This is a genomic window from Pseudomonas nitroreducens NBRC 12694 (assembly GCF_002091755.1).
Taxonomy (GTDB): Bacteria; Pseudomonadota; Gammaproteobacteria; order Pseudomonadales; family Pseudomonadaceae; genus Pseudomonas; species Pseudomonas nitroreducens.
Genome location: NZ_BDAI01000002.1, coordinates 23,262 through 49,004 on the forward strand (window position 1 = coordinate 23,262; position 25,743 = coordinate 49,004).

Genomic DNA, 25,743 nt, shown 5'->3' on the forward strand with positions numbered 1-25,743 from the left:
AGGTAGCCGGCACAGACTTCCCCCGCCGCCGGACGACGTGGCGCACAAGGGGAGAGTCATCATGCGCCTGGACCTCATCAGGACCCACCTGCTCGAATTCATCAACAAGGGCTTCCCGGCCCGTCAATTGCGCCGGCTGGCCGCGCGCGACCTGCTGCGGGGGGCCGCCGTCGGGCGCCAGGCGTCCAATGCGCTGACCGCGAGCCTGCTGGAATGGTCAGCGCTGGAGTCCGCCTCTGTGCTGGAGCGCCTGGAAAGCCGGCGCGAGGGCCTCAGCGAAACCGAGGCAGAGGAACGCCGCCAGCGCGACGGGCTGAACGAGGTCGACCAGGACCGGCCGATCGGCGCCTGGATGCACCTGTGGTACTGCTACTGCAATCCCTTCAACCTGCTGCTCACCGTGCTGGCGACCATCTCCTGGCTTACCGAGGACGTCGAGGCCGCCGTGGTGATCGGCAGCATGGTGGCTATTTCCACGTTGCTGCGTTTCATCCAGGAGAAGCGCTCCAACCGGGCCGCCGAAAAGCTCAAGGCGATGGTCAGCAACACCGCCACGGTATTCCGCAGCGCCGAGGACGATGGCCCCGCGCTGCGCGTGGAGGTGCCGATCCGTCAACTGGTGCCCGGCGATGTGCTGTGGCTGTCGGCCGGCGACATGGTGCCGGCGGACGTGCGCCTGCTGAGCGCCAAGGACCTCTTCGTCGGCCAGGCTGCACTGACCGGCGAATCCCTGCCGGTCGAGAAGTTCGCCCAGCTGCGCGATGCCCGCCAGGGCAATCCGCTGGAGCGCGACAGCCTGTGCTTCATGGGCACCACGGTGGTCAGCGGCTCCGCCCTGGCGGTGGTGATCGGCACCGGCACGCGCACTTACTTCGGCTCCCTTGCCGAGCGAGTGATCGCCAGCGATCCGACGCCGACCGCGTTCCAGACCGGGGTGAACCGCGTCAGTTGGCTGCTGATCCGCTTCATGCTGGTGATGGCGCCGGTGGTCCTGCTGATCAATGGCTTCACCAAGGGTGACTGGCTGGAGGCCGCGCTGTTCGCGCTGTCCATCGCCGTCGGCCTGACCCCGGAAATGCTTCCGATGATCGTCACCTCGACCCTGGCCAAGGGCGCGGTGGTGCTCAGCAGGCGCAAGGTGATCGTCAAGCGTCTGGACGCCATCCAGAACTTCGGCGCGATGGACATCCTCTGCACCGACAAGACCGGTACCCTGACCCAGGACCGCATCGTCCTCGAACGCCACACCGACGCCTTCGGCCAGGTGCAGGACCGCGTGCTGCAACTGGCCTTCCTCAACAGCCACTACCAGACCGGCCTGAAGAACCTGCTGGACGTCGCCGTGCTCGAACACGTCGAGCTGCGCCATGCGCTCAAGGTGGACAGCCGCTTCCGCAAGCTCGACGAGATTCCCTTCGACTTCGCCCGCCGGCGCATGTCGGTGGTGGTCAGTGAACGCGAGGACAACCACCTGCTGATCTGCAAGGGCGCGCTGGAAGAAGTGCTGGCGGTGTGCGAATCGGTGGAGACCGCCGAGGGTATCGAGCCGCTGACCGGTGCCCGCCTGGACAGCATTCGCGCGGTGGCCGACGAGCTCAACCAGGAAGGCTTGCGGGTGGTCGCCGTCGCCACTCGCGAGTTGCCGCCGACCCGCGATACCTACGGCGTGGCGGACGAGAGCCGGCTGTGCCTGGCCGGCTACATCGCCTTCCTCGATCCGCCCAAGGAAACCACCGCTCCGGCGCTGCGCGCGCTGGCACAGAACGGCGTGGCCGTGAAGGTGCTGACCGGCGACAACGACCGGGTAAGCCTCAAGGTCTGCCGTGATGTGGGCCTGGTGGTCGAGGGTGTGCTGCTCGGCCCGCAGCTGGACGAGCTGGACGATACCGCGCTGGGCGAACTGGCCGAGCGCACCACGCTGTTCGCCAAGCTCACCCCCAGTCACAAGGAGCGCCTGGTGCGCGTGCTGCGCGAGCGCGGCCATGTGGTCGGCTTCCTCGGCGACGGCATCAACGACGCTCCGGCGCTGCGCACGGCGGACATCGGCATCTCGGTGGATTCGGCGGTGGACATCGCCAAGGAAGCCGCCGACCTGATCCTCCTGGAAAAGAGCCTGATGGTCCTGGAGGAGGGCGTCATCGAAGGCCGCCGCACCTTCGCCAACATGCTCAAGTACATCCGCATGACCGCCAGCTCCAACTTCGGCAACGTGTTCAGCGTGCTGGTGGCCAGTGCGTTCATTCCGTTTCTGCCGATGCTGCCGCTGCAGCTGCTGGTGCAGAACCTGCTCTACGACCTGTCGCAGGTCGCCATTCCCTTCGACCATGTCGACGACGAGCTGCTGCGCAAACCGCAGCAATGGAACCCGGACGGGCTGGGGCGTTTCATGGTGTTCTTCGGGCCGATCAGTTCGATCTTCGACATCGCCACCTTCCTCGTGCTCTGGCATGTGTTCGGTGCGAACTCACCCGTGCACCAGACGCTGTTCCAGTCCGGCTGGTTCGTCGAGGGGCTGATCTCGCAACTGCTGGTGGTGCACATGATCCGCACCCGGCGCATTCCCTTCCTGCAAAGCCGCGCCGCCTGGCCGCTGCTGGGCATGACCCTGGTGATCGTCGCGGTGGCGATCTTCCTGCCCATGGGACCGCTGGCGCACTCCTTCCGCATGGAGGCGTTGCCGCTGGGTTACTGGCCTTGGCTGGTGGCCATCCTGCTGGGCTACATGGCGCTGACCCAGGCGGTGAAGGGCTGGTTCGCGCGGCGCTACGGCTGGCAGTGAGCGAAACGGGACGAACGTCCGAACCCGATCACCGCTGGTCACGCGGGCATGGGGTTCAATACACTGCGGCGTCCGTCTTCTCCCGCTGTGAGTCGAGATATTGCCATCGCGAGCCGTTCGCCTGCCGTTGCTCCTGCGTGTGCGCTTCAAGCGCCTGGTCCTGCTGGGCCTGGCGCTGGCCAGCTTGCCGCTGGCTGCCTGCGAAAAGTCACTGCGCTGGGATGACGACCCGCCGTTCAGCATGCAGTTGCCCGACGGCCGCATCGGAGGTCTCTACGTCGAGCTGAACCGTGCCGTGCTGGAGCGCCTGGGTTGCCAGGTGCGCATGGTCAAGCTGCCCTGGGCGCGGGCGTTGAAGGAGCTGGAGCTGGGCCGCCTCGACGTGTTGCCCGGCGCCTTCCGCAAGCCCGAGCGCGAGGTCTATGCCTGGTTCTCCGGTGCCCTGTTGCCGCCCTCGCGCAACATCCTCTTTGTCCGACGCGGTTTGCCCCAGCGCGACAGCCTGCAGCAGCTGTCCGATCTGGCCGGCAGCGGCTTCCGTCTCGGCGCACAGATCGATGTGTCCTACGGCGAACCCTTCCGCCAACTGATGGCCGATCCGGACTACGCCGCGCGTGTGTTCTTCAACCCAAACCGCAGCAACCTCTGGCATATGGTCGACAAGGGGCGCATCGACGGCATCATCGCCGACGAGCACAGCGGCCAGTATGAGCTTCAGCAACTGGGCCTGGCGCGGCGCATCGAACCTACGGGCGTGGTGGTGTCAGCGGAGTCGGCGGAGGTCGCGTTCAGCAAGCGCACCCAGGACGAGGGTTTCGTCCGTCGCTATGCGCAGATGCTCAAGACCCTGGTGGAAGAGGGCGAGGATCGGCGCATCCTGCAGCACTATGTCAGCAATTGACTTCAGGGCTTGCGCCAGAGGTTGATTCGGCGCGCCTTGGCTTCGTGTTCCTCGAACTGGTACTGGCCGACTTCCTCGGGCGTCTGCGCGTCGCTCTGCCGCCAGCGTGCGAGGCCGATGCTCAACTGGGCGCGGCCGATATCCAGGGTGTGGCCGCAGTTCGGGCACTCCGCCGGAGTGACCCACACCGCCGCGCGCAGGCTGCCGTCGGCCAGCGGTTCGGCGTGCTTGAGGGTGGCGCTCTTGCCCAGGGCAAGCTGCACCAGGGCTGCGCGGGAACGTTGGCCGAAGGGCTGCTCCAGTTCCGGAGCGGTCACGCCGCGCAGGTGGATGGTGGTGTCGCCACCGTCCGCGCGCTGGCAGGTCAACTGGTCGCCGCTGAAGACGGCCGTCACCTGGCATTCCTCATCCGCGTGGGCGGCGAGGGGAAGGAAGGATAGTACGAGCAGTGCGGCGGGAACGAATCGCATGGAGCCTCCGATGGACCCCGTCAGCATAACCGCTGCGAGCGTCCACCGGAGCGCCGCTGCAGAGCTTTTACTGGATCAGCGCCATCACCTGTTCGCTGTAGCGCCCGCCGGCGGCGGCGCCGGCCGGGAAGATCGCGTCCAGTTCGAGCAGTTCAGCCTGGGTCAGCGCCAGGTTCACGGCGGCGACGTTCTCCTCCAGGTACTTGCGCTGCTTGGTGCCGGGGATGGGCACGAGGTGCTCGCCCTGGGCCAGCACCCAGGCCAGCGCCAGTTGCGAGGGTTTCACGTCCCGAGCGGCGGCCAGCTCGGCGACCTTGTCCACCAGTTGCAGGTTCTTCGCGAAATTCTCGCCGGTGAAGCGTGGGCTGGAGCGGCGATAGTCATCCTCGGCGAAGTCATCGGGGCTCTTCAACGCACCGGTGAGGAAGCCCCGGCCCAGCGGGCTGTAGGGCACGAAGCCGACTCCCAGGCGTGCACAGGCGGCCAGCACGCCGTTCTCCTCCGGGTCGCGGGTCCACAATGAGTACTCGCTCTGCAGCGCGGTGATCGGGTGGACCCGGTGCGCGCGCTCCAGGGTTTCTGCCGAGGCTTCGCTGAGGCCGAGGAAGCGCACCTTGCCGGCCTTCACCAACTCGGCCATGGCACCGACGGTTTCCTCGATGGGTACCTTCGGGTCGACGCGGTGCTGGTAGTAGAGATCGATGTGGTCGGTGCCCAGGCGCTGCAGGCTGCCTTCCACGGCCTGGCGGATGTACTCCGGGCTGCCGTTGGCGCCGCGTACCTGCGGCTGGTCCGGGGTGCGCACGATGCCGAACTTGGTGGCAAGGAAGACCTGTTCGCGCTTGCCCTTCAGGGCGCGGCCGAGCAGTTCCTCGTTGGTGTGCGGGCCATAGATGTCGGCAGTGTCGAGCAGCGTGACGCCCAGTTCCAGCGCGCGGTGCAGGGTGGAGATGGATTCGGCTTCATCGCTGCCGGTGGTGTAGAAGTCGGACATGCCCATGCAACCGAGGCCGATGGCGGAGACGATGGGGCCTTGCGGGCCCAGGCGACGGGTTTTCATGCGGGATTCTCCAGGTGAGGAAAGGGGCAGGACCATTCTTGTTGTTTGTCTGGCATGGATAAACCAGCGGATTACGGTTTAACTATTCGGTATGGATGAATAATCGGAGCGTGTTATGGACCGCTTGCAGGCCATGCAGGTCTACACCCGCATCGTCGAACTCAGGGCCTTCGGCAAGGCGGCGGACAGCCTCCAGCTGCCGCGCGCCAGCGTGACCCAGCTGATCCAGCAATTGGAGACGCACCTGGGCGTGCAACTGCTGCGCCGCACCACCCGGCAGGTGAGTGTCACCGCCGACGGGCAGGCTTACTACGAGCGCTGCGTGCGCCTGCTGGAGGATCTGGAGGAAGCGGAGAACTGCTTCTCCGACTCCCCCGACAACCCGCGCGGCAAGCTGCGCATCGACCTGCCCAGCTCGCTGGGGCGGCTGGTGGTGATCCCGGCGCTGCCGGAGTTCTGCCGGCGCTACCCGCAGATCGAGCTGGAGCTGAGCCTGAACGACCGCCAGGTGGACCTGGTTCGCGAGGGGGTGGACTGCGTGCTGCGCGCCGGAGAATTGCCGGATTCCAGCCTGGTCGGCCGGCGTATCGCCGAGCTCGAGCAACTCACCTGCGTGGGGCGCGCCTACGCGCAGGAGTTCGGGCTGCCCGAGCATCCTCAGCGGCTCGAAGGGCACTTGGCGGTGAACTATCAGTCGGCTTCCAGCGGACGCATCTTCGACCTGGAGTTCCGCTTCGACGGCCAACTGCGTACCCAGCGGTTGCCCAGCCGGATCACGGTGAACAACGCCGATGCCTACATCGCCGCCTGCCGTGCCGGTTTCGGGATGATCCAGGCGCCGCGCTACCACTTGCGCGAGGGGCTGGCCAGCGGTGAGCTGCTCGAAGTACTGCGCGCCTGGCAGCCGCCACCGTTGCCGGTCAGCGTGCTGTATCCAGTGCGCCGGCAGATGTCGCGGCGCCTGCGGGTGTTCTCCGACTGGCTCGGCGGTTTGTTCGAGGCGGGCATCGTTTGAGCCGTCGCTCGTCGGAAAGCTGCCGGCGAAACCTGCCGCCGTCACTGTGCTGGCTATGCTCAAGGCCGCCGTAGAGCGGTTTGCAGTCGCTGAAGTTGCGGCGTTTCTTTTCAACTACTCCCTGAAGGAAACGACCCAAATGAGCATCGTGAAAGCGAAAGATGGCACCGAGATCTTCTACAAGGATTGGGGCAGCGGGCAGCCAGTGGTGTTCTCCCATGGCTGGCCGCTCAATGCTGACGCCTGGGACGCGCAGATGCTGTTCCTGGTGCAGAAGGGCTACCGTGTCATCGCCCATGACCGGCGCGGCCATGGACGCTCGGGCCAGCCGGCCAATGGCAATGACATGGATACCTACGCCGACGACCTCGCGGCGGTGATCGAGGCACTTGACCTCAAGGGCGCCACACTGGTGGGCCACTCCACCGGTGGCGGCGAGGTGGCGCACTATATCGGCCGGCATGGCACCAAGCGGCTTTCCGGCGCTGTGCTGATCGGTGCGGTGCCGCCGCTGATGCTCAAGACCGCCGCCAACCCCGGTGGTTTGCCGATCGACGTGTTCGACGGCATCCGCAAGGGCGTGAAGGAAGACCGCTCGCAGTTCTTCAAGGACCTGGCGCTACCTTTCTACGGCTACAACCGGCCGGGTGTGAAGGTTTCCCAGGGAGTCATCGACAACTTCTGGCTGCAGGGCATGATGGGCGGGCACCTGGGCTTGTACCTGTGCGTCCGTGAGTTCTCCGAAGTGGATTACACCGAGGACCTGAAGAAGATCGACGTGCCGGCGCTGATCCTCCACGGCGATGACGATCAGATCGTGCCCATTGGCGCCGCCGGCCAGCGCTCTGTCGAGCTGGTGCAGAAAGGTGAGCTGAAGGTGTACAAGGGCGGGTCGCACGGCATGTGTACCACCATGGCCGACCAGGTGAACGCGGATCTGTTGGGCTTCCTCAATCGCTGAAGCCATTCGCGAGCAAGCTCGCTCCTGCAGGAGTAGCGCACAGGCAGTTGTAGGAGCGAGCCTGCTCGCACACCCACTTCTTAATGAACATGCTGGAGTGCATTCACCAGCGTCCCCTGGGGATCGCGCACGAAGAACCGCCGCACGCCCCAGGGCTCGAGGGTCAACGCATAGACAATCTCGTGGCCGGCGGCCTGGGCACGCTGATACACCTCGTCGAGATTGTCCACCTCGATGGACAGGCCTGGCACCGGCGCGCCGGAGCCCCCTTCGCTGGCCAGGCTCAACTGCGCGAGTGCGCTTTCGCCGCTGGCGAGCGTGATCAGCCAGCCGTGGTCCATCACGATCTCTAGGTCGAACAGTTCGCGATAGAAACGCGCGACTTCGGCAGGCTCACCGGCAGCGAGGTTGGCGACGATGCGGCGGACGGTCATGGCGGAGCTCCGATAAGGACAACCGCCAGCATAGACCCTCAGTGTGCCGGGCGTGCCGGCGGCATCCGCCGACGATGGATGCGGTAGAACTGGTAGAGCACACCGACGACGAAGACCAGCAGCGCGATAGTCACCGCTGTTTGCACCGGTGGCGAATCCGGACCCTGGCCGATGGGGTTCGACGGCGGCAGGCGCGACAGCGATTCGTTGAGCGTCGGGATCACCATCAGGAAGAAGCTGAAGCTCATCGCCGCCGTTTCCACGTACTCGCCCAGGCCGCCGAGGGCGCCGACGCGCTGCGCGTAGCTACCCACCGCAATGGCGACCAGGCAGAGGATGCCGATGGCGTGCCCCGCGTTGAAGCCGCCGGTACTGGAGAGTCCGAATGCCGTCAGCACGCCGAGGATCATCCCGTAGACATACCACCTGCCGACACGGCTGCGCGGGTCGATGCGCCCCGCCTGATAGAACGCCCAGATGCCCGCGACCAGGGGCACCAGGCTGATGGCGGTATGCACGATACCCAGGGTGGAAAGGGGGTTGGCCATGACGAACGCCTCCGCAGTGAGCACAGGGACGCCACGCATCCACGAGCTGTGCCGGGGCACGGAGGGGCGGGTGTGTTGTCAGGTTAGACGCAACCCGCGTCGGAGCGGGGCCGCGGTGGATTCAGCCGACGAACGTCACAGCCGCTTGTTCAGCCAGCGCGCCAGGCGGTCGCCGCCGAACTGGATCAGGGTCACCAACGCCACCAGCAGGATGATCACGGTGAGCATCACCTGTGTATCGAAGCGCTGGTAGCCGTAGCGGTAGGCCAGGTCGCCGAGGCCGCCAGCACCGATGGCGCCCGCCATGGCCGAGGAGTTGATCATGGTCACCAGGGTGATGGTGAAGCCGGCGACGATGCCTGGCTGTGCCTCGGGCAGCAGCACGTTCCAGATGATGTGCCGGGGTTGGCAGCCCATCGCCTGCGCGGCCTCGATCAAGCCGTGGTCGACCTCGCGCAGGCTGACTTCGGCGATGCGCGCAAAGAACGGCGTGGCGGCGATGGTCAGCGGCACGACCGCGGCCCACACGCCGTAGCTGGTGCCGACGATCAGACGGGTGAAGGGGATCAGCGCGACCATCAGGATCAGGAAAGGGATCGAGCGCAGCACATTGACCACGCTGCCCAGGCCCTGGTTGACCAGGCGCGCCTGGAAGATCCCGCCGGGGCCGGTGGTGACCAGCACCAGGGCCAGCGGAATGCCCACCAGCAGGACGATGGCCGAGGACGCGCCGATCATCAGCAGGGTATCAAGCAGGCCTTGCAGCAAGCGATCAGGCATGGGTGAGCACCTCCAAGCGATCGGCGACGTCGCGGGCACGTTCGAGCAGCTGCGCAGCGCTGGTTGCGGGCGCGGCGACGCTCAGCAGCAGGCGACCAAGGGCGCGGCCCTGGATACGTTCGATGCCGCCGTGCAGCAGGCTGATGCGGCTGCCCAGTGCCTGGGCAATGGCCAGCAGGTCGGGCTCCTGCTCGCGTACACCGGTGTAGTGCAGGTCGAGGATGACCTCGTCGTCCGACGGATTTTCCAGCCGCGCCAGCAGGTCCGGCGGCAGGTGCTGCTGCAGCGAGCCGAGCAGGGTGCGGCTGACTTCGTGCTGCGGGTTGCCGAAGACCTCCCAGACGTCGCCTTGCTCAACGATGCGGCCCCGTTCGAGCACCACCACGCGGTCGCAGATTTCCCGGATCACCGCCATCTCGTGGGTGATCAGCACGATGGTCAGGCCGAGGCGGCGGTTGATGTCGCGCAGCAGGGCGAGGATGGCCTGGGTGCTCTCCGGGTCCAGCGCCGAAGTGGCCTCGTCGCAGAGCAGGATTTCCGGCTGGTGCACCAGCGCGCGGGCAATGCCGACGCGCTGCTTCTGCCCGCCGGAGAGTTGCGCCGGGTAGGCGTGGCGCTTGTCCTGCAGCCCTACGAGCTGTAGCAGTTCGTCCACCCGCTCGGCGATGCGCGCCTTGGGCACGCCGGCCACGCGCAGGGGCAGGGCGATGTTCTGCGCGACCGTCTTGGCCGACATCAGGTTGAAGTGCTGGAAGATCATGCCGACGCGGCGGCGCAGGCCGACCAGTTGCTGGGCGTCGAAGGCGCCGATGTCCTCGCCGTCGATCAGCACCTGGCCGACGCTGGGTTGCTCCAGGCGGTTGAGGGTGCGGATCAGCGAGCTCTTGCCGGCGCCGCTGCGGCCGATGATGCCGAACACTTCGCCACGGCGGACGGAGAGTTCGATATCGCTCAGTGCCTCCACCGGGCCGTGGTGGCCGGCGTAGGTCTTGCCCAGGCCGCGCAGGGCGATGTGCTGGATGGCGAGTTCGAGGTTACGGTTGAAGCTGACCATGGTGGGGGCCTGTTCTGGAGTTCGGAGAAGGCTGGTTGCCCTCTCCCTTCAGGGAGAGGGCTGGGGATAGGGAAAAAGCTCCGCCTCGGCTTCGCAGAAGAAGACATTTACCCTTACCGATGAACGTCGGCGCGCTCACTGCCAGCCGGGTTGGTAGAGCGAGCCATGGGCCTTGTCCAGCGCGGCGCGCACCTGCGGTGAATGCTGGTAGAGGTCGACGAATTTCTTCAGCTTGCCGTCCGGGTCCTTGTAGTCATCGCGGGTGACGAACTGGATGACGTACTCCTTGTTCTCGATACCGTCGAACAGCAGCGCGCTGTTCGGATCGATGGTGCCGGCCAGGCGGATATAGTGCGGGTAGCCCTGGGCCAGGTCGACGTCATCCAGCGCGCGCACCAGCTGCACGGCTTCCAGTTCGATGATCTGAATGTGCCTGGGGTTGGCGACGATGTCGTCCAGCGTCGCCTTGTAGCCCACTCCATCCTTGAGCTTGAGCAGCCCGGCCTTCTGCAGCAGCTGCAGGCCGCGGCCGCCATTGATGGGGTCGTTGGCGATGGCGACCTTGGCGCCCTCGGGCAGGTCGGCGATGGCCTTGTATTTGGTCGAATACAGGCCGACGTTGTTGATGATCCCCGGTGCGAAGGCCTTCAGGTGCAGCCCGCCTTCGCGGTTGGCGTTTTCCAGGAAGGGCGTGTGCTGGAAGTAGTTGGCATCGATGTCGCCGTGGTCGAGGGTGATGTTCGGCGCATTCCAGTCGGTGAATTCCACCAGCTCGACCTTCAGGCCTTGTGCGGCGGCTTCCTTCACCGCCACTTCCAGCGGAGGGGCGAAGGCGGCGGTGGTGCCCAGGCGCAGGGTATCGGCGGCCTGGGCGAGGCCGGCGGCGAGGAGGCTCAGCGAAAGGCCGAGGGTGAGCTTGATGCGTGCATGCATGGCAACGAATCCTTATGGGGTTTAGAGCCTGACGGCCTTTTAAAGAGAGAAGGCTGGAGTCGCTCCAGTGGCGGTTGCCTGGCGATAGCTCGCGCCGACGTGCCGCGCGGGCAGTCGGGCGCGGCCGGCGCCGAAGAGTTTTTCCCGCAGGGTGCCGGCCTCGTAGGCGGTCTTGTAGGCGCCGCGGTTCTGCAATTCGGGCACCACCAGCTCAATGAAGTCGGCGTAGCTTTCCGGCTCCACGGTGCGGGTGAGGTTGAAGCCGTCCAGGCCCGCCTCGTTGATCCAGCCCAGCAGCTCGTCCGCTACCTGCACCGGGTCGCCCACCAGCGTGGTGTAGCGGCCGCCGAGGGTGAACTGTTCCAGCAACTGGCGCACGGTGGCGTCGGTACGGGCCACGGTCAGGGCCTTGGTGGCGGACTCGATGGCATTGGTCTTTTCGTAGCGGATCGGCTCGTCCAGCGCGTAGCGCGAGAAGTCTATGCCGGTGGTGCTGGCGAAGTGCGCAAGCCCGGCCTCGGCGCTGGCGAAGCGGCGGTACTCGGCGAGCTTGTCATGGGCTTCGGCCTCGGTCGCTGCGACTATCACGTTGATGCCCATGAACACCTTGATGTCGTCCGGCCGACGCCCCGCGTCCACTGCCGCCTGGCGGATGCGGTCCACCAGCACGCGGGTGGCTTCACGGCTCTGTGCCGAGACGAACACGCACTCGGCGTGGCGTGCTGCGAAGGCGAGCCCGCGATTGGACGCGCCGGCCTGGAACAAGAGTGGCGTGCGCTGCGGCGATGGCTGGCTGAGGTGGTAGCCCTCGACGTCGAAGAACTCGCCGTGGTGGCGGACCTTGTGCACCTTGCCCGGCTGCGCATAGAGGCGGCGCTGGCGGTCGGCGATTACCGCGTCGTCTTCCCAGCTGCCTTCCCAGAGCTTGTAGAGCACCTCCAGGTATTCGTCGGCGCGGTCGTAGCGGCGGTCGTGGTCGATCTGCCGGTCCTGGCCCATGGCGCGGGCGGTGCTTTCCAGGTAACCGGTGACGATATTCCAGCCGACCCGGCCATCGCTCAGATGGTCGAGGGTGGAGAGGCGCCGGGCGAACGGGTAGGGTGCCTCGTAGGTGAGGTTGGCGGTGACGCCGAAGCCCAGATTTTGCGTAACGCCGGCCATGGCCGAGACCAGCATCAGCGGGTCGTTCACCGGCAGCTGGATGGCCTCCTTCGCGGTGAGCTCGATGCCGTTCTGGTAGACGTCGTAGACGCCGAGGATATCGGCCAGGAACAGGCCGTCGAACAGGCCTTTCTCCAGCAGGCGGGCGAGCTCGGTCCAGTGGCTGAGCCTGTTGAAGTCCGTCGAGCGGTCGCGCGGGTGGGTCCACAGGCCGTGGTTGATATGGCCGACGCAATTCATGCTGAAGGCGTTGAGGAGAATCTGTTTCTGGCTCATAGGGTTCCCCGGCGCGGCGGGAGCTTGCCGTTGAGGTAGTAGTTGCCCACCGCGAAATACTTCCAGCGCGCCGGGTCGTGCAGGGTGTGCACGCGGGCGTTGCGCCAGTGGCGATCCAGGCCCAGTTCGGCGAGGCTGGCGCGGCTGCCGCCCAGTTCGATCAGCTTGCTGCCGGCGAGCAGCGAGACTTCGGTGGTAATGGCGCGCGCCTCGGCCACGGCGATGGACGCGGCGGCAACGCTTTCGGCAGTCGGCTCGGCGGTGGCTGCGTCGAGCACTCGGCCGGAGCGGTCCAGCAGCGCTTCGGCGGCATGCAGGCGGATCGCCAGGCGGCCCACCTCGTTGATCGCCAGCGGATCATCGCTGGCCTTGTCCACCCCCGAATCGATCCACGGCCGTGCCTTCTCGCGCAGGAAGGTCAGCGTGTCTTCATAAGCGCCCCGAGCGATGCCGACATCGATGGCCGCGTGCAGAATCTGTGCGTAAGGGCCAACGGTGGTCGGGCGCTCGAAAGCAGCCTGGAACGAGACGATGTCGTCCTCGCCGACCTGCGCGCCATCGAACACCACGCTGCCGCTGCCGGTGGTGCGCTGGCCGAAGCCGGACCAGTCGTCGATGATCTCGACGCCCGGGGTGTCGCGCGGGATGAAGGCGAATTGCTGCAGGCCATCGTCATCGATCACCAGCGTCGGAATGCGCTGCGCATACAGCGCGCCGGTACAGTAGAACTTGCGGCCGTGAATGCGCAGGCGGCCGTCCTCGCGCTTGAGGCGCGTGGTGCGATCATGGGCGGTACGGGTGCCGATCTCCGCCAGCGCATTGCCGAAGCGCACGCCGGCCAGCACCTCGGCGAACAGGCGGGCTTTCTGCTCGTCGTTGCCATTCACCCGCAGCAGTTCGATGGCATAGAAATGGTTCTGCGGAATCTGCCCCAGCGAGCCGTCGGCGGCGGAGATGATGGCGATCACCCGCGCCACGGTGACGCGGGAGACGCCCGCGCCGCCATACTCGCGCGGCACGGTGATGCCCCACAGGCCGGAGCGGCTGAAGCGTTCTAGTTCGTCCCACGGCAGGCGCCGCTCGCGGTCGCGGGCGATGGCGCCTGCGCGGAAGTCGGCGGCCAAGGCGCGGGCGACGTCGAGGGCTTCGTCGTCGCTGCGGATGATGTGGACGGGATTTGGCTGTACGAGACTGTTCATCGGCGCTCCTCAGATCCAGGAATGTCGCGCCGGGCGGGCGCCGTTGAGGTGGTAGGCGCCAACCGCCTGGACCTTCCAGCGCACCGGGTCGTGCAGGGTGTGCACGCGGGCGTTGCGCCAGTGGCGGTCGAGGTTGAACTCGGCGAGGGTGGCGCGGCTGCCGGCCAGTTCGAAGAGCTTCTCGCTGGCGGCCAGGCTGATCTCGGTGGTCAGCACCTTGGCCTCGGCCACGGCGATGGACGCGCGGGCGGCGGACTCGTCGTCGACGGGGCGTGCGCTGACTTCGTCGAGCACATGGCCGGCGCGCTCCAGCAGCGCCTCGGCGGCGTGCAGTTCGACCTGCAGGCGGCCGATCTCGAAGAGGGTGAAAGGCTCTTCGCTGGCCTGCTCGACGTTGGCGTCGATAAAGGGGCGGGTGCGCGTGCGGATGAAGTCGATGGCGTCTTCCAGGGCGTTCGCCGCGATGCCGGCATCAATGGCGGCCTGGATCAGTTGCGAGACGGCGCCCTGGATGTTCGGGATGTCGGCCAGGCGACCGTTGTGGATCACCAGCGAGTCGGCGACGGGTGCGTTATCCAGCAGCACGGTGCCGCTGGCGGTGGTGCGCTGGCCGAAGCCGGACCAGTCGTCGACGATGCGCAGGCCATCCACGCCACGTTCGACGAAGCCCATGACCGCGCGGCCGTCTTCGTCGATGGCTTTCACCGCGACCCAATGGGCGAACAGCGCGCCGGTTGAATAGAACTTCTCGCCACTGACGCGGAACTGCTCGCCGTCGCGCACCAGTCGTGCCTTGAGTTCGAGGGTGTTCCTGGTATTACGCTCGGGGCCGGCATTGCCGATGCGCCGGCCGTTGAGTACGCCGCCGAACAGCACGCGCTTCTGTGCCTCGCTGGCGACGTTGTCGATGACGTTGAGCAGGCCGAACTGGTTCTGCGGGATCTGCCCCAGAGCCGGGTCGGCGGCACAGATCACGCGGAAGACTTCGGCCACGGTGGCGTAGGAAACCTGCGCGCCGCCGTACTCGCGGGGAATGCTGATGCCGCCCAGGCCGAGGGCGGTGAAGTGTTCCAGTTCGCGCCAGGGCAGCGCGCGCTCGCGGTCGCGGGCGGCGGCTCCGGGTTTCGCCAGGCGGGCCACTTCGTGGGCGGCTTCGATGGCCTGGGCGTCGTTGCTGATACGGCGCGCCGGGAGTAGCCGGGGCGCCTGGTCACGAAGGTCCTTGGGTGCGGATTCGTTGGTCATGCGTTGCCTTCTTTTTTGCTTTTGTTGCTGCCGGTGGTATTGAGGTCTGGCGAGCTAGAGCCAGGCAAGGCGGGCAGGGACTCGGAAGTGCTGTTCACTCCAGTGAATGAGCATTGCGAGTCCCTGCCCAGCGCGGCATGGCCGACGCGCAGCAGACCGTTTCCGGAGCTCGATCAGAACGCCGGCGCAATCTCGCCCTTGTAGCGGGTCAGGATGAACTGGCGGACCTCCGGCGAATTCAGCACCTTGGCCAGCTTCTGGATGCCTGGGTCCTGGATGTTGTCCGGACGCGCCACCAGGAACTCGGCGTAGAGGTCCTTGCCTTTCTCCACGATCAGCGCGCTCTTGGTGTCGATGCCTGCTTCCAGGGCGTAGTTGGCGAAGATGAAGGCCAGGTCCACCTGCTTCACGGCGCGGGCGAGCAGGGCACCTTCCAGTTCACGGATCTTCAGGTGTTTGGGGTTGTCGGTAATGTCGCGCTCGGTGGATTGCGGATTGCTCGGATCCTTGAGCTTGATCAGGCCACTCTCGGCCAGCAGTACCAGGGCGCGGCCGGTGTTCACCGGGTCGTTGGGGATGGCCACGCTGGCGCCGTCGGGCAGTTCGGCGAGGGACTTGTACTTGGTGGAGTAGGCGCCGAACGGCTCGATGTGGATGCCCACCACCGGCACCAGGTCGGTGTGGCGGGTCTTGTTGAAGTCATCGAGGAACGGGCGGTACTGGTAGTAGTTGGCGTCGAGGTTCTTCTGCGCGAGTTGCAGGTTGGGCTGGATGAAGTCGGTGAAGACCTTGATGTCCAGGTCGACGCCTTCCTTGGCCAGTTCCGGTTTGACGAACTCGAGGATTTCCGCGTGCGGCACCGGGGTGGCGCCGACAACGAGTTTTTCCCCTGCGTGGGCGGAGAAGGCGACGACGGCCGCCAGAATGGCGATGGCCTTTTTCATGGGTGTTGCTCCTTGGCAATAGTGGGTGGGCCGTCGTGGTGTGGACGTGGGGCCTTGATGGCAGCGGAGCCCGGCTGCCGGCGGGTGTTCTGGGTGCCGCTCCCGGAGAGGGAGTGGGCGGGGATTTCAGCGCCGGGTGTAGCGCGCCACCAGTCGGTCGCCGCTCATCTGCAGGGCCTGCACCAGCAGGATCAGCAGGGCGACGGTGATGATCATCACGTCGGTCTGGAAGCGCTGGTAACCGAAGCGGATCGCCAGGTCGCCGAGGCCGCCGCCGCCGATCACGCCGGACATCGCGGTGTAGTCCACCAGCACGATGGCAGTCACGGTGACGGCAGCGATCAGCCCGGTGCGGGCTTCCGGCAGCAGCGTGTGCCAGATGATCTGCCAGGTGCTGGCGCCCATCGCCTGGGTGGCTTCCACCAGGCCGCGGTCGACTTCGCGCAGGGCGGTTTCCACCAGCCGCGCGAAGAACGGCGTGCAGCCCACCACCAGTGGCGGGATGGCGCCGGGCACGCCCAGCGAGGTGCCGGTGACCAGCGTGGTGACCGGGATCAGCACGATCAGCAGGATGATGAACGGCAGCGAACGCAACATGTTCACCACCACCGACAGGGCGCGGTACAGGCCGGGTTTCTCGTGCAGCTGGCGCTTGCCGGTGAGGTACAGCAACACGCCCAGCGGCAGGCCCAGCAGCACGGTGAAGGCCAGCGCGCCGCCGAGCATGGCCAGGGTGTCCAGGCAGGCCTGGGCGAGGTCGTGCCAGTCGAGGTTGCGGAACCAGCCGTCCATCATTCGCGGCCCCTGCGCAGCTTGGCGGCGCGGTGCGAAGCGCCCAGGCGGTCGCCCTGGCCGAACAGCTTGTTGCGTAGCGTGCCCTGTTCGTACTCGCGCTTGAACAGGCCGCGCGCCTGCAGTTCCGGAACAAGCAGGTCGACGATGTCGACGAAGGTTTCCGGCGCCACCAGGCTGGAGAGGTTGAAGCCGTCCACGTCGGTTTCCTCGACCCAGGCCTGCAGCTGATCCGCCACGGTCTGCGGCGAACCCACCAGCAGCGGGCCGTCACCGCCCAGTGCGCAGTAGTCGGCGATCTCGGCGGCGGTCCACTGGCGCTGCGGGTCGGCAGCGCTGAAGGCGTCCACCGCGGACTGGATGGCGTCGCTCTGTACGTGGCGCAACACCTGGTCCGGCGCGTACTGGCCGAAGTCGATGCCGGTCCAGCCGGAGACCAGCGCCAGGGCGCCTTCGCGGTCGCTGTACTGGCGATAGTCTTCCAGCTTGGCCAGTGCCTCGGCGTCGGTCGGCGCGACGATCACGGTAAGCTGGTTCAGGACCAGCACGTCGTCGGGCTGGCGACCGGCTTCCACGGCGAGGCGTCGCAGGTCGGCCACCTGGTCGCGGAGGATGTTCTTCGTCGGCGCGGCGACGAACACGCACTCGGCATTGCCGGCGGCGAAGGCCTTGCCGCGGCTGGAGGCGCCGGCCTGGTACAGCACCGGCGTGCGCTGCGGCGATGGCTGGCTGAGGTGGAAGCCGGGCACCTCGAAGTGTTCGCCCTTGTGCTCGATGGGGTGGACCTTGCGCGGGTCGGCGTAGACGCCGCTCTTGCGGTCGGCGACCACGGCGTCATCGTCCCAGCTGGCTTCCCAGAGCTTGTAGCAGACCTCCAGGTACTCGGCGGCCAGGGCGTAGCGCTGCTGGTGGTTGAGCTGCTGCTTCAGCCCCAGGTTGCGCGCGCCGCTGTTGAGGTAGGAGGTGACGATGTTCCAGCCGGCTCGGCCACGGGTCAGATGATCCAGCGTGGACATGCGCCGGGCGAACGGGAACGGGTGCTCGAACGACACCGAGGCGGTGATGCCGAAGCCCAGGTGCTCGGTGGCCGCGGCCATGGCCGGGACGATCTGCAGCGGGTCGTTGGCCGGCACCTGGGCGCCGGCGCTCAGCGCGGCGTCAGCGTTGCCGTGGTAGACGTCGTAGACGCCCAGCACGTCGGCCAGGAACAGGCCGTCGATCCTGCCGCGTTCGAGGGTTTTCGCCAGTTCGATCCAGTAGTGGATGTCGGTGTAGCGCGCGGCCTGCTGGTCGCGCGGGTGGCGCCAGAGGCCGGGCGAGAGGTGGCCGACGCAGTTCATGGCGAAGGCGTTGAGGCGAATCTGCTTGCTCATGGCGATGGCCTCAGTTCCAGTCGTGGCGCGGCGGGCGCTTGTCGTTGAGCAGCCAGTTGCCGACCAGGTGGTACTTCCAGCGCACCGGGTCGTGCAGGGTGTGCACGCGGGCGTTGCGCCAGTGGCGGTCGAGGGCGTGGCGGGCAAGGGTGGAGCGGGTGCCGCCCAGCTCGAACAGCTTGTTGGCGGCATCGATGGCGACTTCGGTGGTCAGCACCTTGGCCTTGGCCACGGCAACCGAGGCGCGGGCCACGCTGTCTTCGTCCGGCGCCGGGCGAGCGGCGTCCATCACCCTGCCGGCGCGTTCCAGCAGGGCATCGGCGGCTTCGATGCGGATGCCCAGTTCACCGACCTGGATGATGGTCAGCGGGTCTTCGCTGGCCTTCTCCACGCCGGCGTCGATCCACGGGCGCGCCTGTTCGCGGACGAAGGCGATGGTGTCGCGCAGCGCAGCGCGGGCAATGCCGGCGTCGATGGCGGCGGTGGTGATCTGCGCGAACGGGCCGGCCAGGGTCGGCACGTCGTAGGAGCGGTGGGTAGGGAAGACGTTGAACGCCGGCACCCGCAGGCCGTCCACCAGCACGGTGCCGCTGGAGGTGGTGCGCTGGCCGATGCTGGCCCAGTCGTCGACGATCACCAGTCCCGGCGTGCCGCGCGGGACGAAGGCCAGCTGGGCGTTGCCCTGTTCGTCCAGGCCCAGCACGCCGAGCCAATGGGCGTAGAGCGAACCGGTGCAGTAGCCCTTGCGGCCGTCGAGCACGACATGATCGCCGTCACGGCGCAGGCGGGTCTGGATGTCCTGCACGGTCTTGCCGCCGGTTTCCGACAGCGCGTTGGCGAAGCGGTTGCCCTTGAGCGCGAGGTCGAAGAAGAAGCGCTTCTGTTCGTCGCTGCCCTGCAGGCGGATGTCTTCCAGCAGGCAGTAGTGGTTCTGTGGAATCTGTCCCAGCGACGGGTCGGCGGCGGAGATGATGGCGATGACTTCCGCCAGCGTGGCGTAGGACACCTCGGCGCCGCCAAAGGCGCGCGGCACGGTGATGCCCCACAGGCCGCTGTTGGAGTAGACCTCGACCACTTCCGGGGGGACTTCGCGGTTGCGGTCGCGCTCGGCGGCGCCTTCGAGCAGGAAGGCGGCGACCTTGTGGGCGACGTCGATGGCCTCGGCGTCGGAGGTGATTACCTGGGCGTTCGGCTCACGGATGTCGTAGTGGGCGGATTCGGGGAGTTGGGACATGGCAGTACAGCGACCTCGGGGCAGATGAATCGGCCCGGTGTTCGGGCCTGTCTGTTCAGGTCATTGCACAAGCTGTGCCGTAATTTAAAAGTCTTTTAAATCAATGATTTGGCGTTTTTGGTAAACAGTTGAGACGCTGAGCGAACAGCAAAGTGTTGGGCGAGTGTTGCTGTGGCAACAGTGGCGGAGCAGGGATATACCTTGGCGGATTGGAGCGGCCTGACGCCCATCGCGGATGGAGTCCGCTGCTAACGGAAGTTTCCAGCGGGTGTAGCAGCGGACTTCGTCCGCGATGGTCGGCAAACCTAAACTGGTTGATCAACCCGCTCCTGGCAGACATCGATCCAGTCCGCCGCCACCAGCTCCGCCATGCGCTGCGGCCCGATCCGCACGGCGCTGTGCACCGCGCCAGCGGCCGGCAGCACCTCGTCGAACGCCTGCAACGACACATCGCAATACACCGGCAACGGCGTCGCCAGGCCGAACGGGCAGACCCCGCCCACGGGGTGGCCGGTCAACTCCACGACTTCCTCGGCACCGAGCATCTTCGCCTTGCCGCCAAAGGCTTCCTTGAGCTTGCGGTTGTCCAGCCGCGCATCGCCGCGCGCCACCACCAGCACGGTGCGTTCGCCGACGCGCAGGGATAGCGTCTTGGCGATGCGGCCCGGCTCCACGCCGTGGGCCTCGGCGGCCAGGGCGACGGTGGCGGTGCTGGTTTCCAGCTCGATGATGGCGATGTCGGGGGCCTTTTCGGCGAAGAAGGCGCGAACCGATTCCAGGCTCATGGGGCAATGCTCCGTATCTTGCGAAAAGGTCTGAATCTAAGAAGCGCGGAGAAGACTGTCCAGCCCGGAAGGCTAGCGTCCGTGGATGAGCAGGGTTTCGATGTCCGGTACGTGCAGCGCCTGCTCGGCGTTCACCAATGCCAATCGCGCCGCGAAAATCCGTAGTTCCCGATCGGCGGCATGCACGGCGCGCATCAGTTCGCTCAATGGTACCGTGACCGAATGCAGCGGCGGGGGCGGGGCAAAGCCCTCGCCCGGCCCGTTGAAGTCGAAATGGGCGGACTGGTTGCGGCGACTGATGTCGGGCGAAGGGTGGCCGCTGTACAGGTAGGCACCCTTGCCAGCGGCGATGCGCTTCCAGCTGTGCAGGTCGCCCAGGTCGCTGCAGCACTGCGGGAACAGCACATCGAGACTGCCGATCCGCAATACATAGCCGCCGGGCAAGGGCTGGATCTGTTTCCAGTTCCCCGAGCCCGCCAGCCCCTCTTCACAGTGCAGCCGTATCAGGCGCGAAATGTCAGCATCGCTCAGCTCGGCGATACGGTGGAATGCGCTTCCCGGCCGGTAGGGCCTGAGGCTCGGATCGAAGCCGCTGGCCCTCAGATTGCGCTCATGGAAGGCCCGCCAGCTTTCCACGTGCTCCCAGTACGGCCCCTCGGTCGGCACCGGCACGGAGTCGACCAGGTAGAACAGTTCGATGACGGGAATGAGCTGGACCTGCATGGGGGCGCCCGGAGTTTTCCGAACGGCACGTTCTAATGGCGTTGGCCCTGGGCGTCCATAGCGAATTTTCCCATTTCTGCGGCTGCGGTCCTTGGCGCGACCTATGCTCAAAGCCCTCGCAGTACCCCTGAGAATATTTTTGCGTGGGCTGTCGATTCGCCGTCCTGCCCTTCGACTATTCGTCAGGAACCGGATGAAACCGGATGAAACCGGCCGCCACGCTGGCAATTACAAGAGAATGACAAGAGGAGAAAACCCATGCGTTTCATGGTGATCGTCAAAGCCACCGCCGACTCCGAGGCGGGTGTGATGCCCAAGGAAGAACTGCTCGCCGCCATGGGGGCGTTCAACGAAGAACTGGTCAAGGCCGGGGTGATGCTGGCGGGCGAAGGGCTGCACCCCAGCGCCAAGGGCGCGCGGGTGCGCTTCGATGGCGCTTCGCGGCAGGTGATCGACGGCCCGTTCGCCGAAACCAAGGAGCTTATCGCCGGCTTCTGGATCATGCAGACCGCGTCGTTGCAGGAGTGCATCGATTGGGTCAAGCGCTCGCCCAATCCCTTCGATGGTGAGTCCGAGATCGAAATCCGGCAGATCTTCGAGGCCGAGGACTTCGGTGCCGAATTCACCCCTGAATTGCGTGAGCAGGAAGAGCGTCTGCGCGCCGAAATCGCCAGCAAATCCTGAATCTGGAGGATACCGCCATGTTGATGAATGCCTATCTGGTCTTCGATGGAAACTGCGAGGAAGCCTTCCGTTATTACGCCGAGGTGCTGCGCGCAGAGCTGCCGGCGCTGATGCGCTTCTCCGATGCGCCGGGTTGCGAGGACATGCCCGAGGCCTTGAAGAACCGCGTCATCCACGTCCGCCTGGAAGTGGATGGCCATGTGCTGATGGGATCGGACGCCTCGCCCCAATGCGGCCAGTACGAAGGAGTGAAGGGTGTGTCGATCACCCTGAACGTCGACAGCAAGGCCGAGGCCCGGCGCCTGTTCGAGGCGCTGGGCAAGGGCGGCAAGGTCACCATGCCGCTGGAGCAGACCTTCTGGGCCGAATTGTTCGGCGCAGTGGAGGACCGCTTCGGCGTGCCGTGGATGATCAACTGCGAGAAGGAAGCTTAAGCGCAACGGCGAGCCTGTCGCGGACGGAGTGCGCTCCTACACAAGGGCCGACCCTGGCGTAGGAGTGGACTCTGCCCGCGCTTGCCTATTCAGCTGAGATCCCGCCCGCTGCGCGGAATCGCTCCGGTGTCGTCCCGGTAAACCGCTGGAATGCCCGGTGGAAGCTGGTGACGTGTTCGTAGCCGAGGAGGAAGGCAATCTCCTGCAGCGCCATCCGGCTGGCCAGCAGATAACGCTGGGCCAGCGCCATCCGCACCTCCAGCACTATGCCCTTGAAGGTCAGCCCGTGCTCCCGCAGCCGGCGTTGCAGCGTATGCGGCGGCAGGCGCAACCAGGCGGCGGTCTGTTCCAGATCCGGTAGTGGGATACGCGCGTTCTGCAGCAGGTAATAGCGCACGTCATCCGGTAGCGCCTGACCGCGTTCGAAACTGGCCAGGGTCGCCGCGCCCTGGGCTTGGCACAGCCGCGTCACGGAAGGGTTGGCGGTCGAGAAGGGGCGATCGTGGAATTCCCGTGGCATCCACAATTCGGCCCGCTCGGCATTGAAATGACAGAGGCCGGGGAAAATCTCGCCGTACAGCGCGGCATGCGCCGGCGGCGGGTAGGGCAGGTGCAACTGCATGCTGGCGCAGTTCTCCAGGTCCGGCAGGCGCTGGCACAACCAGCGCCAGGTGCTGCTCAGCCATTCCTCGCAGAGGGCGATGCGCTCCACTTCACTGAAAGGCGGCAATTGCAGCGTCAGCCGAATGTGCTCGTCGACCTCCTCTCGGTGGGTGTGGATCGGGTGAGGCATCAGGCTCGACGGCTGGCCGAGGGAGATGTCCCAGGAGCGCCGCAGGTTGGCCGCGCTGATCAGCGCGTAGCCGATCACTCCCAGGTCATAGAGGTTGTAGCGCTGGCCCAGGCGCAGGAAGAAGTCGCTCGGGCCGAGCAGTCCGGCGGCCTGCTGCAGCAGGCGATAGTAGCGGGCGAAGTTCATCATGCTGGCTGCCGCTTCTCCGCTCGGCGGCAAGCCGAGGCCACCGAGCAGGGGAGCCACGGGTGGCAGGGCGGGGCGAGCGCGCCATTCGTCGATGAAATGGCGGAAAAGCTGACGCGCGGCGTAATCGATATCGAAGGAAGCGGTGGGCATTCGCGCGGTCAACCTGTTGTTTAGTGCTAGCGAGTTGTCATCTTGTGCTAGTCAATGGTTGAAAGTCGAGCCCTATACTGCCCCCACGGACAAGAACAACAAGGGCTTCCCATGACCGCTCCGGACCGCTTCCGCTCCTCCAATTCCCCAACCGGCCGCTTTGCCGAACTGCTGCTGCACAACGGCCGCTTCTACACCCTCGATCCCGCACGACCCTGGGCCGAGGCCGTTGCCATCCGGGATGGTCGGTTGCTGGCGGTCGGCCTTCGCGAAGAGATGGAGCACCTGATCGGCCCGGACACCCTGGTGCATGATCTCGAAGGCGCCTTCTGCATGCCTGGCCTGCACGACATGCACACTCACCCGGACCTGGCGCTGAATCCGCGCTATGCCGACGACCTCGATGTCGGCATCGAGGACCCGACTCCGGAGCAGCTTGCCAAGGCCATTCGAGACTATGCCGACAGCCACCCGGGCGATGGCTGGGTCTACGGCCAGTACTGGGTGCGCTACACCTTCCGCGAAGCCGGGCTGAAGCCGGGCCGCGAGTGGCTCGACTCGGTGATGCCGGATCGCCCCGTGGCGCTGCTCGACCGCATGTGGGGCACCATGATGGTCAACTCCCGCGCGCTGGAACTGGCCGGCATCGACGCCAATACGCCCGATCCGCGCAATGGCTACCTGGAGCGCGACGAGCTGACCGGCGAGCCCAACGGCCTGTTGATCGACGGCGGTTACGCGCTGATCCACGCTGCCATGCCGCCGACCCCGGCCAAGGTGCTGCGCCAGTCCTACCGCGAAGGCGTGCACTTCCAGAGTTCTCGCGGCGTCACCGCGGCCAAGTACCTGCACGTCTGCGAGAACCGCCTGGATGCGCTTAAGTACCTCGATGACGCCGGCCAGCTGACCCTGCGCGTGGAAGCGGCAATCAGCTGGCAGGACGACATCTTCCCGGTGCGTCGTCGCTGGGAGCTGCTCGCCGGCGAACGCCACTACTACCGCAGCGCACGGTTGTCGGCGAACGCGGTGAAATTCCACTTCGACGGCACCGTCGAGCCGCGCTCGTCCTTCCTTATCACTCCCTGGCCGGGCGAAGACGCCTGGCGCGGCAAGCTGAACCTGACGCCGGAGCACATCACTGACATGGTGGTGGACATGGACCGTCGCGGCATCCGCGTGATCGCCCATTGCACGGGTGATGCGGCGTCCGACGTATTCCTCGATGCGGTGGCCGAAGCACGCCGGCGCAATGGCTTTTCCGGCGTGCGCCACCAGTGCGCGCACAGCACCATCCTGCATCCGGGCAACCTCAAGCGCTTCCGTGAGCTGGAGGTGATCGCCGAGTTCTCCCCGGCGGCCTGGTACCCGACGCCTTTCGCCAGCGGCGCGCGCTCCGGCTACGGCCCGGATCGCCTGAAGCGCATCTACGACTTCAAGGGCGTGCTGGCCGCCGGCGGTGTCGCGGTATTCGGCACCGACTGGCCGGTGGCGTCAATCGACCCGTGGCTGGCACTGGAAACCCTGGTGACCCGGCAGAACCCATGGAATGACGACCCGGCCTGCTTCGGCGAGCCGATCAGCCTGGAACAGGCGATCCGTGTTGCGACCCTCAACGGTGCCTATGCGATGGGCCTGGAAAATCTTACCGGCAGCCTGGAGGCGGACAAGTCGGCGGACTTCATCGTCCTCGACCGCAACCTGTTCGAGCAGCCGGCGCGCAACTACATCCACCGCACCGAGGTGCAACTGACCTTCGTCGAAGGTCGCCCGGTGTACGACCGCCTCGGCCAGTTCAGCGATACCGCCCTGGCGGCGGTGTGGCAGGGCGAGCCGCCGCGTATCGAAGGGGTCAACGCATGAATGCCGCGAGCATCCCGGTAACGGTGGTCGCCGGCTTCCTCGGCGCCGGCAAGACCACGCTGTTGCGCAACCTGCTGGAGCGCTGCGAAGGGCGGCGGCTGGCTGTGATCGTCAATGACTTCGGCGAGCTGAACATCGACGCCGGGATGATCGCCGAGCAGACCGAGGCGGTGTACAGCCTGGAGAACGGCTGCATCTGCTGCTCGGTGCAGGACGACCTGCTGGCGCAGCTGGAACGGCTGGCGAATATGCACCCGCCGTTGGAACAGGTGGTGATCGAGTGCAGCGGGGTGTCCGACCCGCAGCGCATCGTACAGACGCTCGGCTACCCGAAGCTGCGCAGGCGCCTGTACCTGGATGCGGTGCTGACCGTGGTCGACGCCGCCCGTCGTGAGCCGCTCGAAGGCGAGTATGCGCGGCTGGAACGCATGCAGGCGGCTGCCGCCGATCTGCTGCTGCTGAACAAGTGCGACCTGCTCGAAACCGATGAGCTGGCCGCCCAGCACGAGCGCTTCGGCGGTGGCGCGCGGGTGCTGGAAACCATCCAGGCGCAGATTCCCGATGAGCTGCTGCTGGGCGAGCCGTCGCGCAAGCTGCGGCCCCATGGGCAGGAAGGTGTCGACCATGGCGACCTGTTCGACAGCTGGAGTTGGCAGGGGGATGAAAGCTTTGAGGGTGTGCGGCTGAAACTCTGGTTGGAGACGCTGCCGCGTGGCCTGCTGCGCCTCAAGGGACTGATCCGACTGTCTGGACAGGGGGATGCGTTGTGGCTGCAGTACGTTGGCGGGCGCTATCAGCTGCGGCCGGCGACGGCGGCCGAAGCGGCACAGGGATCGCGGCTGGTGTTCATCGCGGAAAAGGACGCAGGATTGCGGGCTGATCTTGCGGCCGGGTTATGCGGCTGCTTTTCATAGGACAGAGCTCGACAGTTGTACCGGCAATAAAAAGCCGGCCTCAGGGCCGGCT

25 protein-coding genes are annotated in these 25,743 nt (G+C 66.2%); 8 read left to right on the plus strand and 17 right to left on the minus strand.

Annotated features, from left to right (window positions below; genetic code table 11):
• Nucleotides 1–61: 61 nt before the first annotated feature.
• Both mgtA and PNI01S_RS05980 read left to right on the plus strand, forming a co-directional pair.
• Nucleotides 62–2,779 carry a magnesium-translocating P-type ATPase gene (gene mgtA / locus PNI01S_RS05975; protein ID WP_038803158.1) on the plus strand — a complete coding sequence of 906 codons (2,718 nt, stop codon included), beginning with the start codon at nucleotides 62–64 and terminating at the stop codon, nucleotides 2,777–2,779.
• A 100-nt stretch (nucleotides 2,780–2,879) separates the two neighbouring features.
• Complete coding sequence (locus PNI01S_RS05980) at nucleotides 2,880–3,680, plus strand: substrate-binding periplasmic protein (RefSeq protein ID WP_223186860.1); 801 nt, start codon at nucleotides 2,880–2,882, stop codon at nucleotides 3,678–3,680.
• Between the two features lie 2 nt (nucleotides 3,681–3,682).
• Here PNI01S_RS05980 and PNI01S_RS05985 read toward each other — a convergent pair whose 3' ends face one another.
• Nucleotides 3,683–4,150 (minus strand): thermonuclease family protein, encoded by a 468-nt coding sequence (locus PNI01S_RS05985; RefSeq protein ID WP_024765501.1) that lies wholly within the window; start codon nucleotides 4,148–4,150, stop codon nucleotides 3,683–3,685.
• A gap of 67 nt (nucleotides 4,151–4,217) precedes the next feature.
• Entirely contained in the window at nucleotides 4,218–5,210 is a 993-nt protein-coding gene (locus PNI01S_RS05990) for an aldo/keto reductase (RefSeq protein ID WP_084357615.1), read from the minus strand.
• A gap of 115 nt (nucleotides 5,211–5,325) precedes the next feature.
• Here PNI01S_RS05990 and PNI01S_RS05995 point away from each other — a divergent pair, with 115 nt between their 5' ends.
• Both PNI01S_RS05995 and PNI01S_RS06000 read left to right on the plus strand, forming a co-directional pair.
• Nucleotides 5,326–6,225, plus strand: coding sequence for a LysR family transcriptional regulator (locus PNI01S_RS05995; RefSeq protein WP_084357616.1), 900 nt, complete (start codon nucleotides 5,326–5,328; stop codon nucleotides 6,223–6,225).
• A gap of 139 nt (nucleotides 6,226–6,364) precedes the next feature.
• Nucleotides 6,365–7,186 (plus strand): alpha/beta fold hydrolase, encoded by an 822-nt coding sequence (locus PNI01S_RS06000; protein ID WP_024765498.1) that lies wholly within the window; start codon nucleotides 6,365–6,367, stop codon nucleotides 7,184–7,186.
• An 80-nt stretch (nucleotides 7,187–7,266) separates the two neighbouring features.
• On the opposite strand, the gene PNI01S_RS06005 is transcribed toward PNI01S_RS06000, so the two are convergent.
• The 14 genes from PNI01S_RS06005 to PNI01S_RS06070 all read right to left on the minus strand — a co-directional run bounded on the left by PNI01S_RS06005 (nucleotide 7,267) and on the right by PNI01S_RS06070 (nucleotide 20,667).
• A complete protein-coding gene (locus tag PNI01S_RS06005) occupies nucleotides 7,267–7,620 on the minus strand; it encodes a VOC family protein (RefSeq protein WP_024765497.1) in 354 nt (117 codons plus the stop codon).
• Nucleotides 7,621–7,658: 38 nt separating this feature from the next.
• Complete coding sequence (locus PNI01S_RS06010; RefSeq protein ID WP_256576542.1) at nucleotides 7,659–8,168, minus strand: hypothetical protein; 510 nt, start codon at nucleotides 8,166–8,168, stop codon at nucleotides 7,659–7,661.
• Between the two features lie 135 nt (nucleotides 8,169–8,303).
• Entirely contained in the window at nucleotides 8,304–8,948 is a 645-nt protein-coding gene (locus PNI01S_RS06015) for a methionine ABC transporter permease (RefSeq protein ID WP_084357618.1), read from the minus strand.
• On the minus strand, nucleotides 8,941–10,002 hold the full coding sequence (locus PNI01S_RS06020) for a methionine ABC transporter ATP-binding protein (RefSeq protein WP_084357619.1): 1,062 nt from the start codon (nucleotides 10,000–10,002) through the stop codon (nucleotides 8,941–8,943). The genes PNI01S_RS06015 and PNI01S_RS06020 overlap by 8 nt, the downstream gene beginning before the upstream one ends.
• A gap of 135 nt (nucleotides 10,003–10,137) precedes the next feature.
• Nucleotides 10,138–10,935 carry a MetQ/NlpA family ABC transporter substrate-binding protein gene (locus tag PNI01S_RS06025; RefSeq protein WP_084357620.1) on the minus strand — a complete coding sequence of 266 codons (798 nt, stop codon included), beginning with the start codon at nucleotides 10,933–10,935 and terminating at the stop codon, nucleotides 10,138–10,140.
• A gap of 39 nt (nucleotides 10,936–10,974) precedes the next feature.
• Nucleotides 10,975–12,372: an LLM class flavin-dependent oxidoreductase gene (locus PNI01S_RS06030; RefSeq protein WP_024765493.1), complete on the minus strand. Its 1,398-nt coding sequence runs from the start codon at nucleotides 12,370–12,372 to the stop codon at nucleotides 10,975–10,977.
• Nucleotides 12,369–13,571 carry an SfnB family sulfur acquisition oxidoreductase gene (locus tag PNI01S_RS06035; RefSeq protein ID WP_084357621.1) on the minus strand — a complete coding sequence of 401 codons (1,203 nt, stop codon included), beginning with the start codon at nucleotides 13,569–13,571 and terminating at the stop codon, nucleotides 12,369–12,371. The genes PNI01S_RS06030 and PNI01S_RS06035 overlap by 4 nt, the downstream gene beginning before the upstream one ends.
• A 9-nt stretch (nucleotides 13,572–13,580) precedes the next feature.
• The gene (locus tag PNI01S_RS06040; protein WP_084357622.1) at nucleotides 13,581–14,816 is read right to left on the minus strand and encodes an SfnB family sulfur acquisition oxidoreductase; all 1,236 of its coding nucleotides are present in this window, start codon (nucleotides 14,814–14,816) and stop codon (nucleotides 13,581–13,583) included.
• A 173-nt stretch (nucleotides 14,817–14,989) separates the two neighbouring features.
• Nucleotides 14,990–15,760: a MetQ/NlpA family ABC transporter substrate-binding protein gene (locus tag PNI01S_RS06045; RefSeq protein ID WP_024765490.1), complete on the minus strand. Its 771-nt coding sequence runs from the start codon at nucleotides 15,758–15,760 to the stop codon at nucleotides 14,990–14,992.
• A 126-nt stretch (nucleotides 15,761–15,886) separates the two neighbouring features.
• Nucleotides 15,887–16,552 carry a methionine ABC transporter permease gene (locus tag PNI01S_RS06050; RefSeq protein ID WP_024765489.1) on the minus strand — a complete coding sequence of 222 codons (666 nt, stop codon included), beginning with the start codon at nucleotides 16,550–16,552 and terminating at the stop codon, nucleotides 15,887–15,889.
• The gene (locus tag PNI01S_RS06055) at nucleotides 16,552–17,925 is read right to left on the minus strand and encodes an LLM class flavin-dependent oxidoreductase (RefSeq protein ID WP_037016976.1); all 1,374 of its coding nucleotides are present in this window, start codon (nucleotides 17,923–17,925) and stop codon (nucleotides 16,552–16,554) included. Before PNI01S_RS06055 ends, PNI01S_RS06050 begins: the two co-directional genes overlap by 1 nt.
• 10 nt (nucleotides 17,926–17,935) lie before the next feature.
• Nucleotides 17,936–19,159 (minus strand): SfnB family sulfur acquisition oxidoreductase, encoded by a 1,224-nt coding sequence (locus PNI01S_RS06060; RefSeq protein ID WP_065084743.1) that lies wholly within the window; start codon nucleotides 19,157–19,159, stop codon nucleotides 17,936–17,938.
• A gap of 305 nt (nucleotides 19,160–19,464) precedes the next feature.
• On the minus strand, nucleotides 19,465–19,944 hold the full coding sequence (locus PNI01S_RS06065; protein ID WP_024765487.1) for a YbaK/EbsC family protein: 480 nt from the start codon (nucleotides 19,942–19,944) through the stop codon (nucleotides 19,465–19,467).
• A gap of 72 nt (nucleotides 19,945–20,016) precedes the next feature.
• A complete protein-coding gene (locus tag PNI01S_RS06070) occupies nucleotides 20,017–20,667 on the minus strand; it encodes a hypothetical protein (RefSeq protein ID WP_024765486.1) in 651 nt (216 codons plus the stop codon).
• A 258-nt stretch (nucleotides 20,668–20,925) separates the two neighbouring features.
• Between PNI01S_RS06070 and PNI01S_RS06075 the strand changes: the two genes are divergently transcribed.
• A complete protein-coding gene (locus tag PNI01S_RS06075) occupies nucleotides 20,926–21,351 on the plus strand; it encodes a YciI family protein (protein WP_024765485.1) in 426 nt (141 codons plus the stop codon).
• 17 nt (nucleotides 21,352–21,368) lie between these two features.
• Nucleotides 21,369–21,785, plus strand: a complete 417-nt coding sequence (locus PNI01S_RS06080) for a VOC family protein (RefSeq protein ID WP_024765484.1) — start codon at nucleotides 21,369–21,371, stop codon at nucleotides 21,783–21,785.
• A gap of 85 nt (nucleotides 21,786–21,870) precedes the next feature.
• Here PNI01S_RS06080 and PNI01S_RS06085 read toward each other — a convergent pair whose 3' ends face one another.
• Complete coding sequence (locus PNI01S_RS06085) at nucleotides 21,871–22,917, minus strand: helix-turn-helix transcriptional regulator (protein WP_024765483.1); 1,047 nt, start codon at nucleotides 22,915–22,917, stop codon at nucleotides 21,871–21,873.
• 111 nt (nucleotides 22,918–23,028) lie between these two features.
• On the opposite strand from PNI01S_RS06085, the gene PNI01S_RS06090 reads away from it, so the two are divergent.
• Entirely contained in the window at nucleotides 23,029–24,777 is a 1,749-nt protein-coding gene (locus PNI01S_RS06090) for an amidohydrolase (RefSeq protein WP_024765482.1), read from the plus strand.
• Entirely contained in the window at nucleotides 24,774–25,691 is a 918-nt protein-coding gene (locus PNI01S_RS06095; RefSeq protein WP_084357623.1) for a CobW family GTP-binding protein, read from the plus strand. Before PNI01S_RS06090 ends, PNI01S_RS06095 begins: the two co-directional genes overlap by 4 nt.
• The last annotated feature ends 52 nt before the right edge of the window (nucleotides 25,692–25,743 follow it).

Bases quoted from the DNA above. Each gene is read 5' to 3' on its own strand.
- mgtA (WP_038803158.1), top strand. From the start codon at position 62: ATGCGCCTGGACCTCATCAGGACCCACCTGCTCGAATTCATCAACAAG.
- PNI01S_RS05985 (WP_024765501.1), bottom strand. From the start codon at position 4,150: ATGCGATTCGTTCCCGCCGCACTGCTCGTACTATCCTTCCTTCCCCTC.
- PNI01S_RS05990 (WP_084357615.1), bottom strand. From the start codon at position 5,210: ATGAAAACCCGTCGCCTGGGCCCGCAAGGCCCCATCGTCTCCGCCATC.
- PNI01S_RS05995 (WP_084357616.1), top strand. From the start codon at position 5,326: ATGGACCGCTTGCAGGCCATGCAGGTCTACACCCGCATCGTCGAACTC.
- PNI01S_RS06000 (WP_024765498.1), top strand. From the start codon at position 6,365: ATGAGCATCGTGAAAGCGAAAGATGGCACCGAGATCTTCTACAAGGAT.
- PNI01S_RS06005 (WP_024765497.1), bottom strand. From the start codon at position 7,620: ATGACCGTCCGCCGCATCGTCGCCAACCTCGCTGCCGGTGAGCCTGCC.
- PNI01S_RS06010 (WP_256576542.1), bottom strand. From the start codon at position 8,168: ATGGCCAACCCCCTTTCCACCCTGGGTATCGTGCATACCGCCATCAGC.
- PNI01S_RS06015 (WP_084357618.1), bottom strand. From the start codon at position 8,948: ATGCCTGATCGCTTGCTGCAAGGCCTGCTTGATACCCTGCTGATGATC.
- PNI01S_RS06020 (WP_084357619.1), bottom strand. From the start codon at position 10,002: ATGGTCAGCTTCAACCGTAACCTCGAACTCGCCATCCAGCACATCGCC.
- PNI01S_RS06025 (WP_084357620.1), bottom strand. From the start codon at position 10,935: ATGCATGCACGCATCAAGCTCACCCTCGGCCTTTCGCTGAGCCTCCTC.
- PNI01S_RS06030 (WP_024765493.1), bottom strand. From the start codon at position 12,372: ATGAGCCAGAAACAGATTCTCCTCAACGCCTTCAGCATGAATTGCGTC.
- PNI01S_RS06035 (WP_084357621.1), bottom strand. From the start codon at position 13,571: ATGAACAGTCTCGTACAGCCAAATCCCGTCCACATCATCCGCAGCGAC.
- PNI01S_RS06040 (WP_084357622.1), bottom strand. From the start codon at position 14,816: ATGACCAACGAATCCGCACCCAAGGACCTTCGTGACCAGGCGCCCCGG.
- PNI01S_RS06045 (WP_024765490.1), bottom strand. From the start codon at position 15,760: ATGAAAAAGGCCATCGCCATTCTGGCGGCCGTCGTCGCCTTCTCCGCC.
- PNI01S_RS06050 (WP_024765489.1), bottom strand. From the start codon at position 16,552: ATGGACGGCTGGTTCCGCAACCTCGACTGGCACGACCTCGCCCAGGCC.
- PNI01S_RS06055 (WP_037016976.1), bottom strand. From the start codon at position 17,925: ATGAGCAAGCAGATTCGCCTCAACGCCTTCGCCATGAACTGCGTCGGC.
- PNI01S_RS06060 (WP_065084743.1), bottom strand. From the start codon at position 19,159: ATGTCCCAACTCCCCGAATCCGCCCACTACGACATCCGTGAGCCGAAC.
- PNI01S_RS06065 (WP_024765487.1), bottom strand. From the start codon at position 19,944: ATGAGCCTGGAATCGGTTCGCGCCTTCTTCGCCGAAAAGGCCCCCGAC.
- PNI01S_RS06070 (WP_024765486.1), bottom strand. From the start codon at position 20,667: ATGCAGGTCCAGCTCATTCCCGTCATCGAACTGTTCTACCTGGTCGAC.
- PNI01S_RS06075 (WP_024765485.1), top strand. From the start codon at position 20,926: ATGCGTTTCATGGTGATCGTCAAAGCCACCGCCGACTCCGAGGCGGGT.
- PNI01S_RS06080 (WP_024765484.1), top strand. From the start codon at position 21,369: ATGTTGATGAATGCCTATCTGGTCTTCGATGGAAACTGCGAGGAAGCC.
- PNI01S_RS06085 (WP_024765483.1), bottom strand. From the start codon at position 22,917: ATGCCCACCGCTTCCTTCGATATCGATTACGCCGCGCGTCAGCTTTTC.
- PNI01S_RS06090 (WP_024765482.1), top strand. From the start codon at position 23,029: ATGACCGCTCCGGACCGCTTCCGCTCCTCCAATTCCCCAACCGGCCGC.
- PNI01S_RS06095 (WP_084357623.1), top strand. From the start codon at position 24,774: ATGAATGCCGCGAGCATCCCGGTAACGGTGGTCGCCGGCTTCCTCGGC.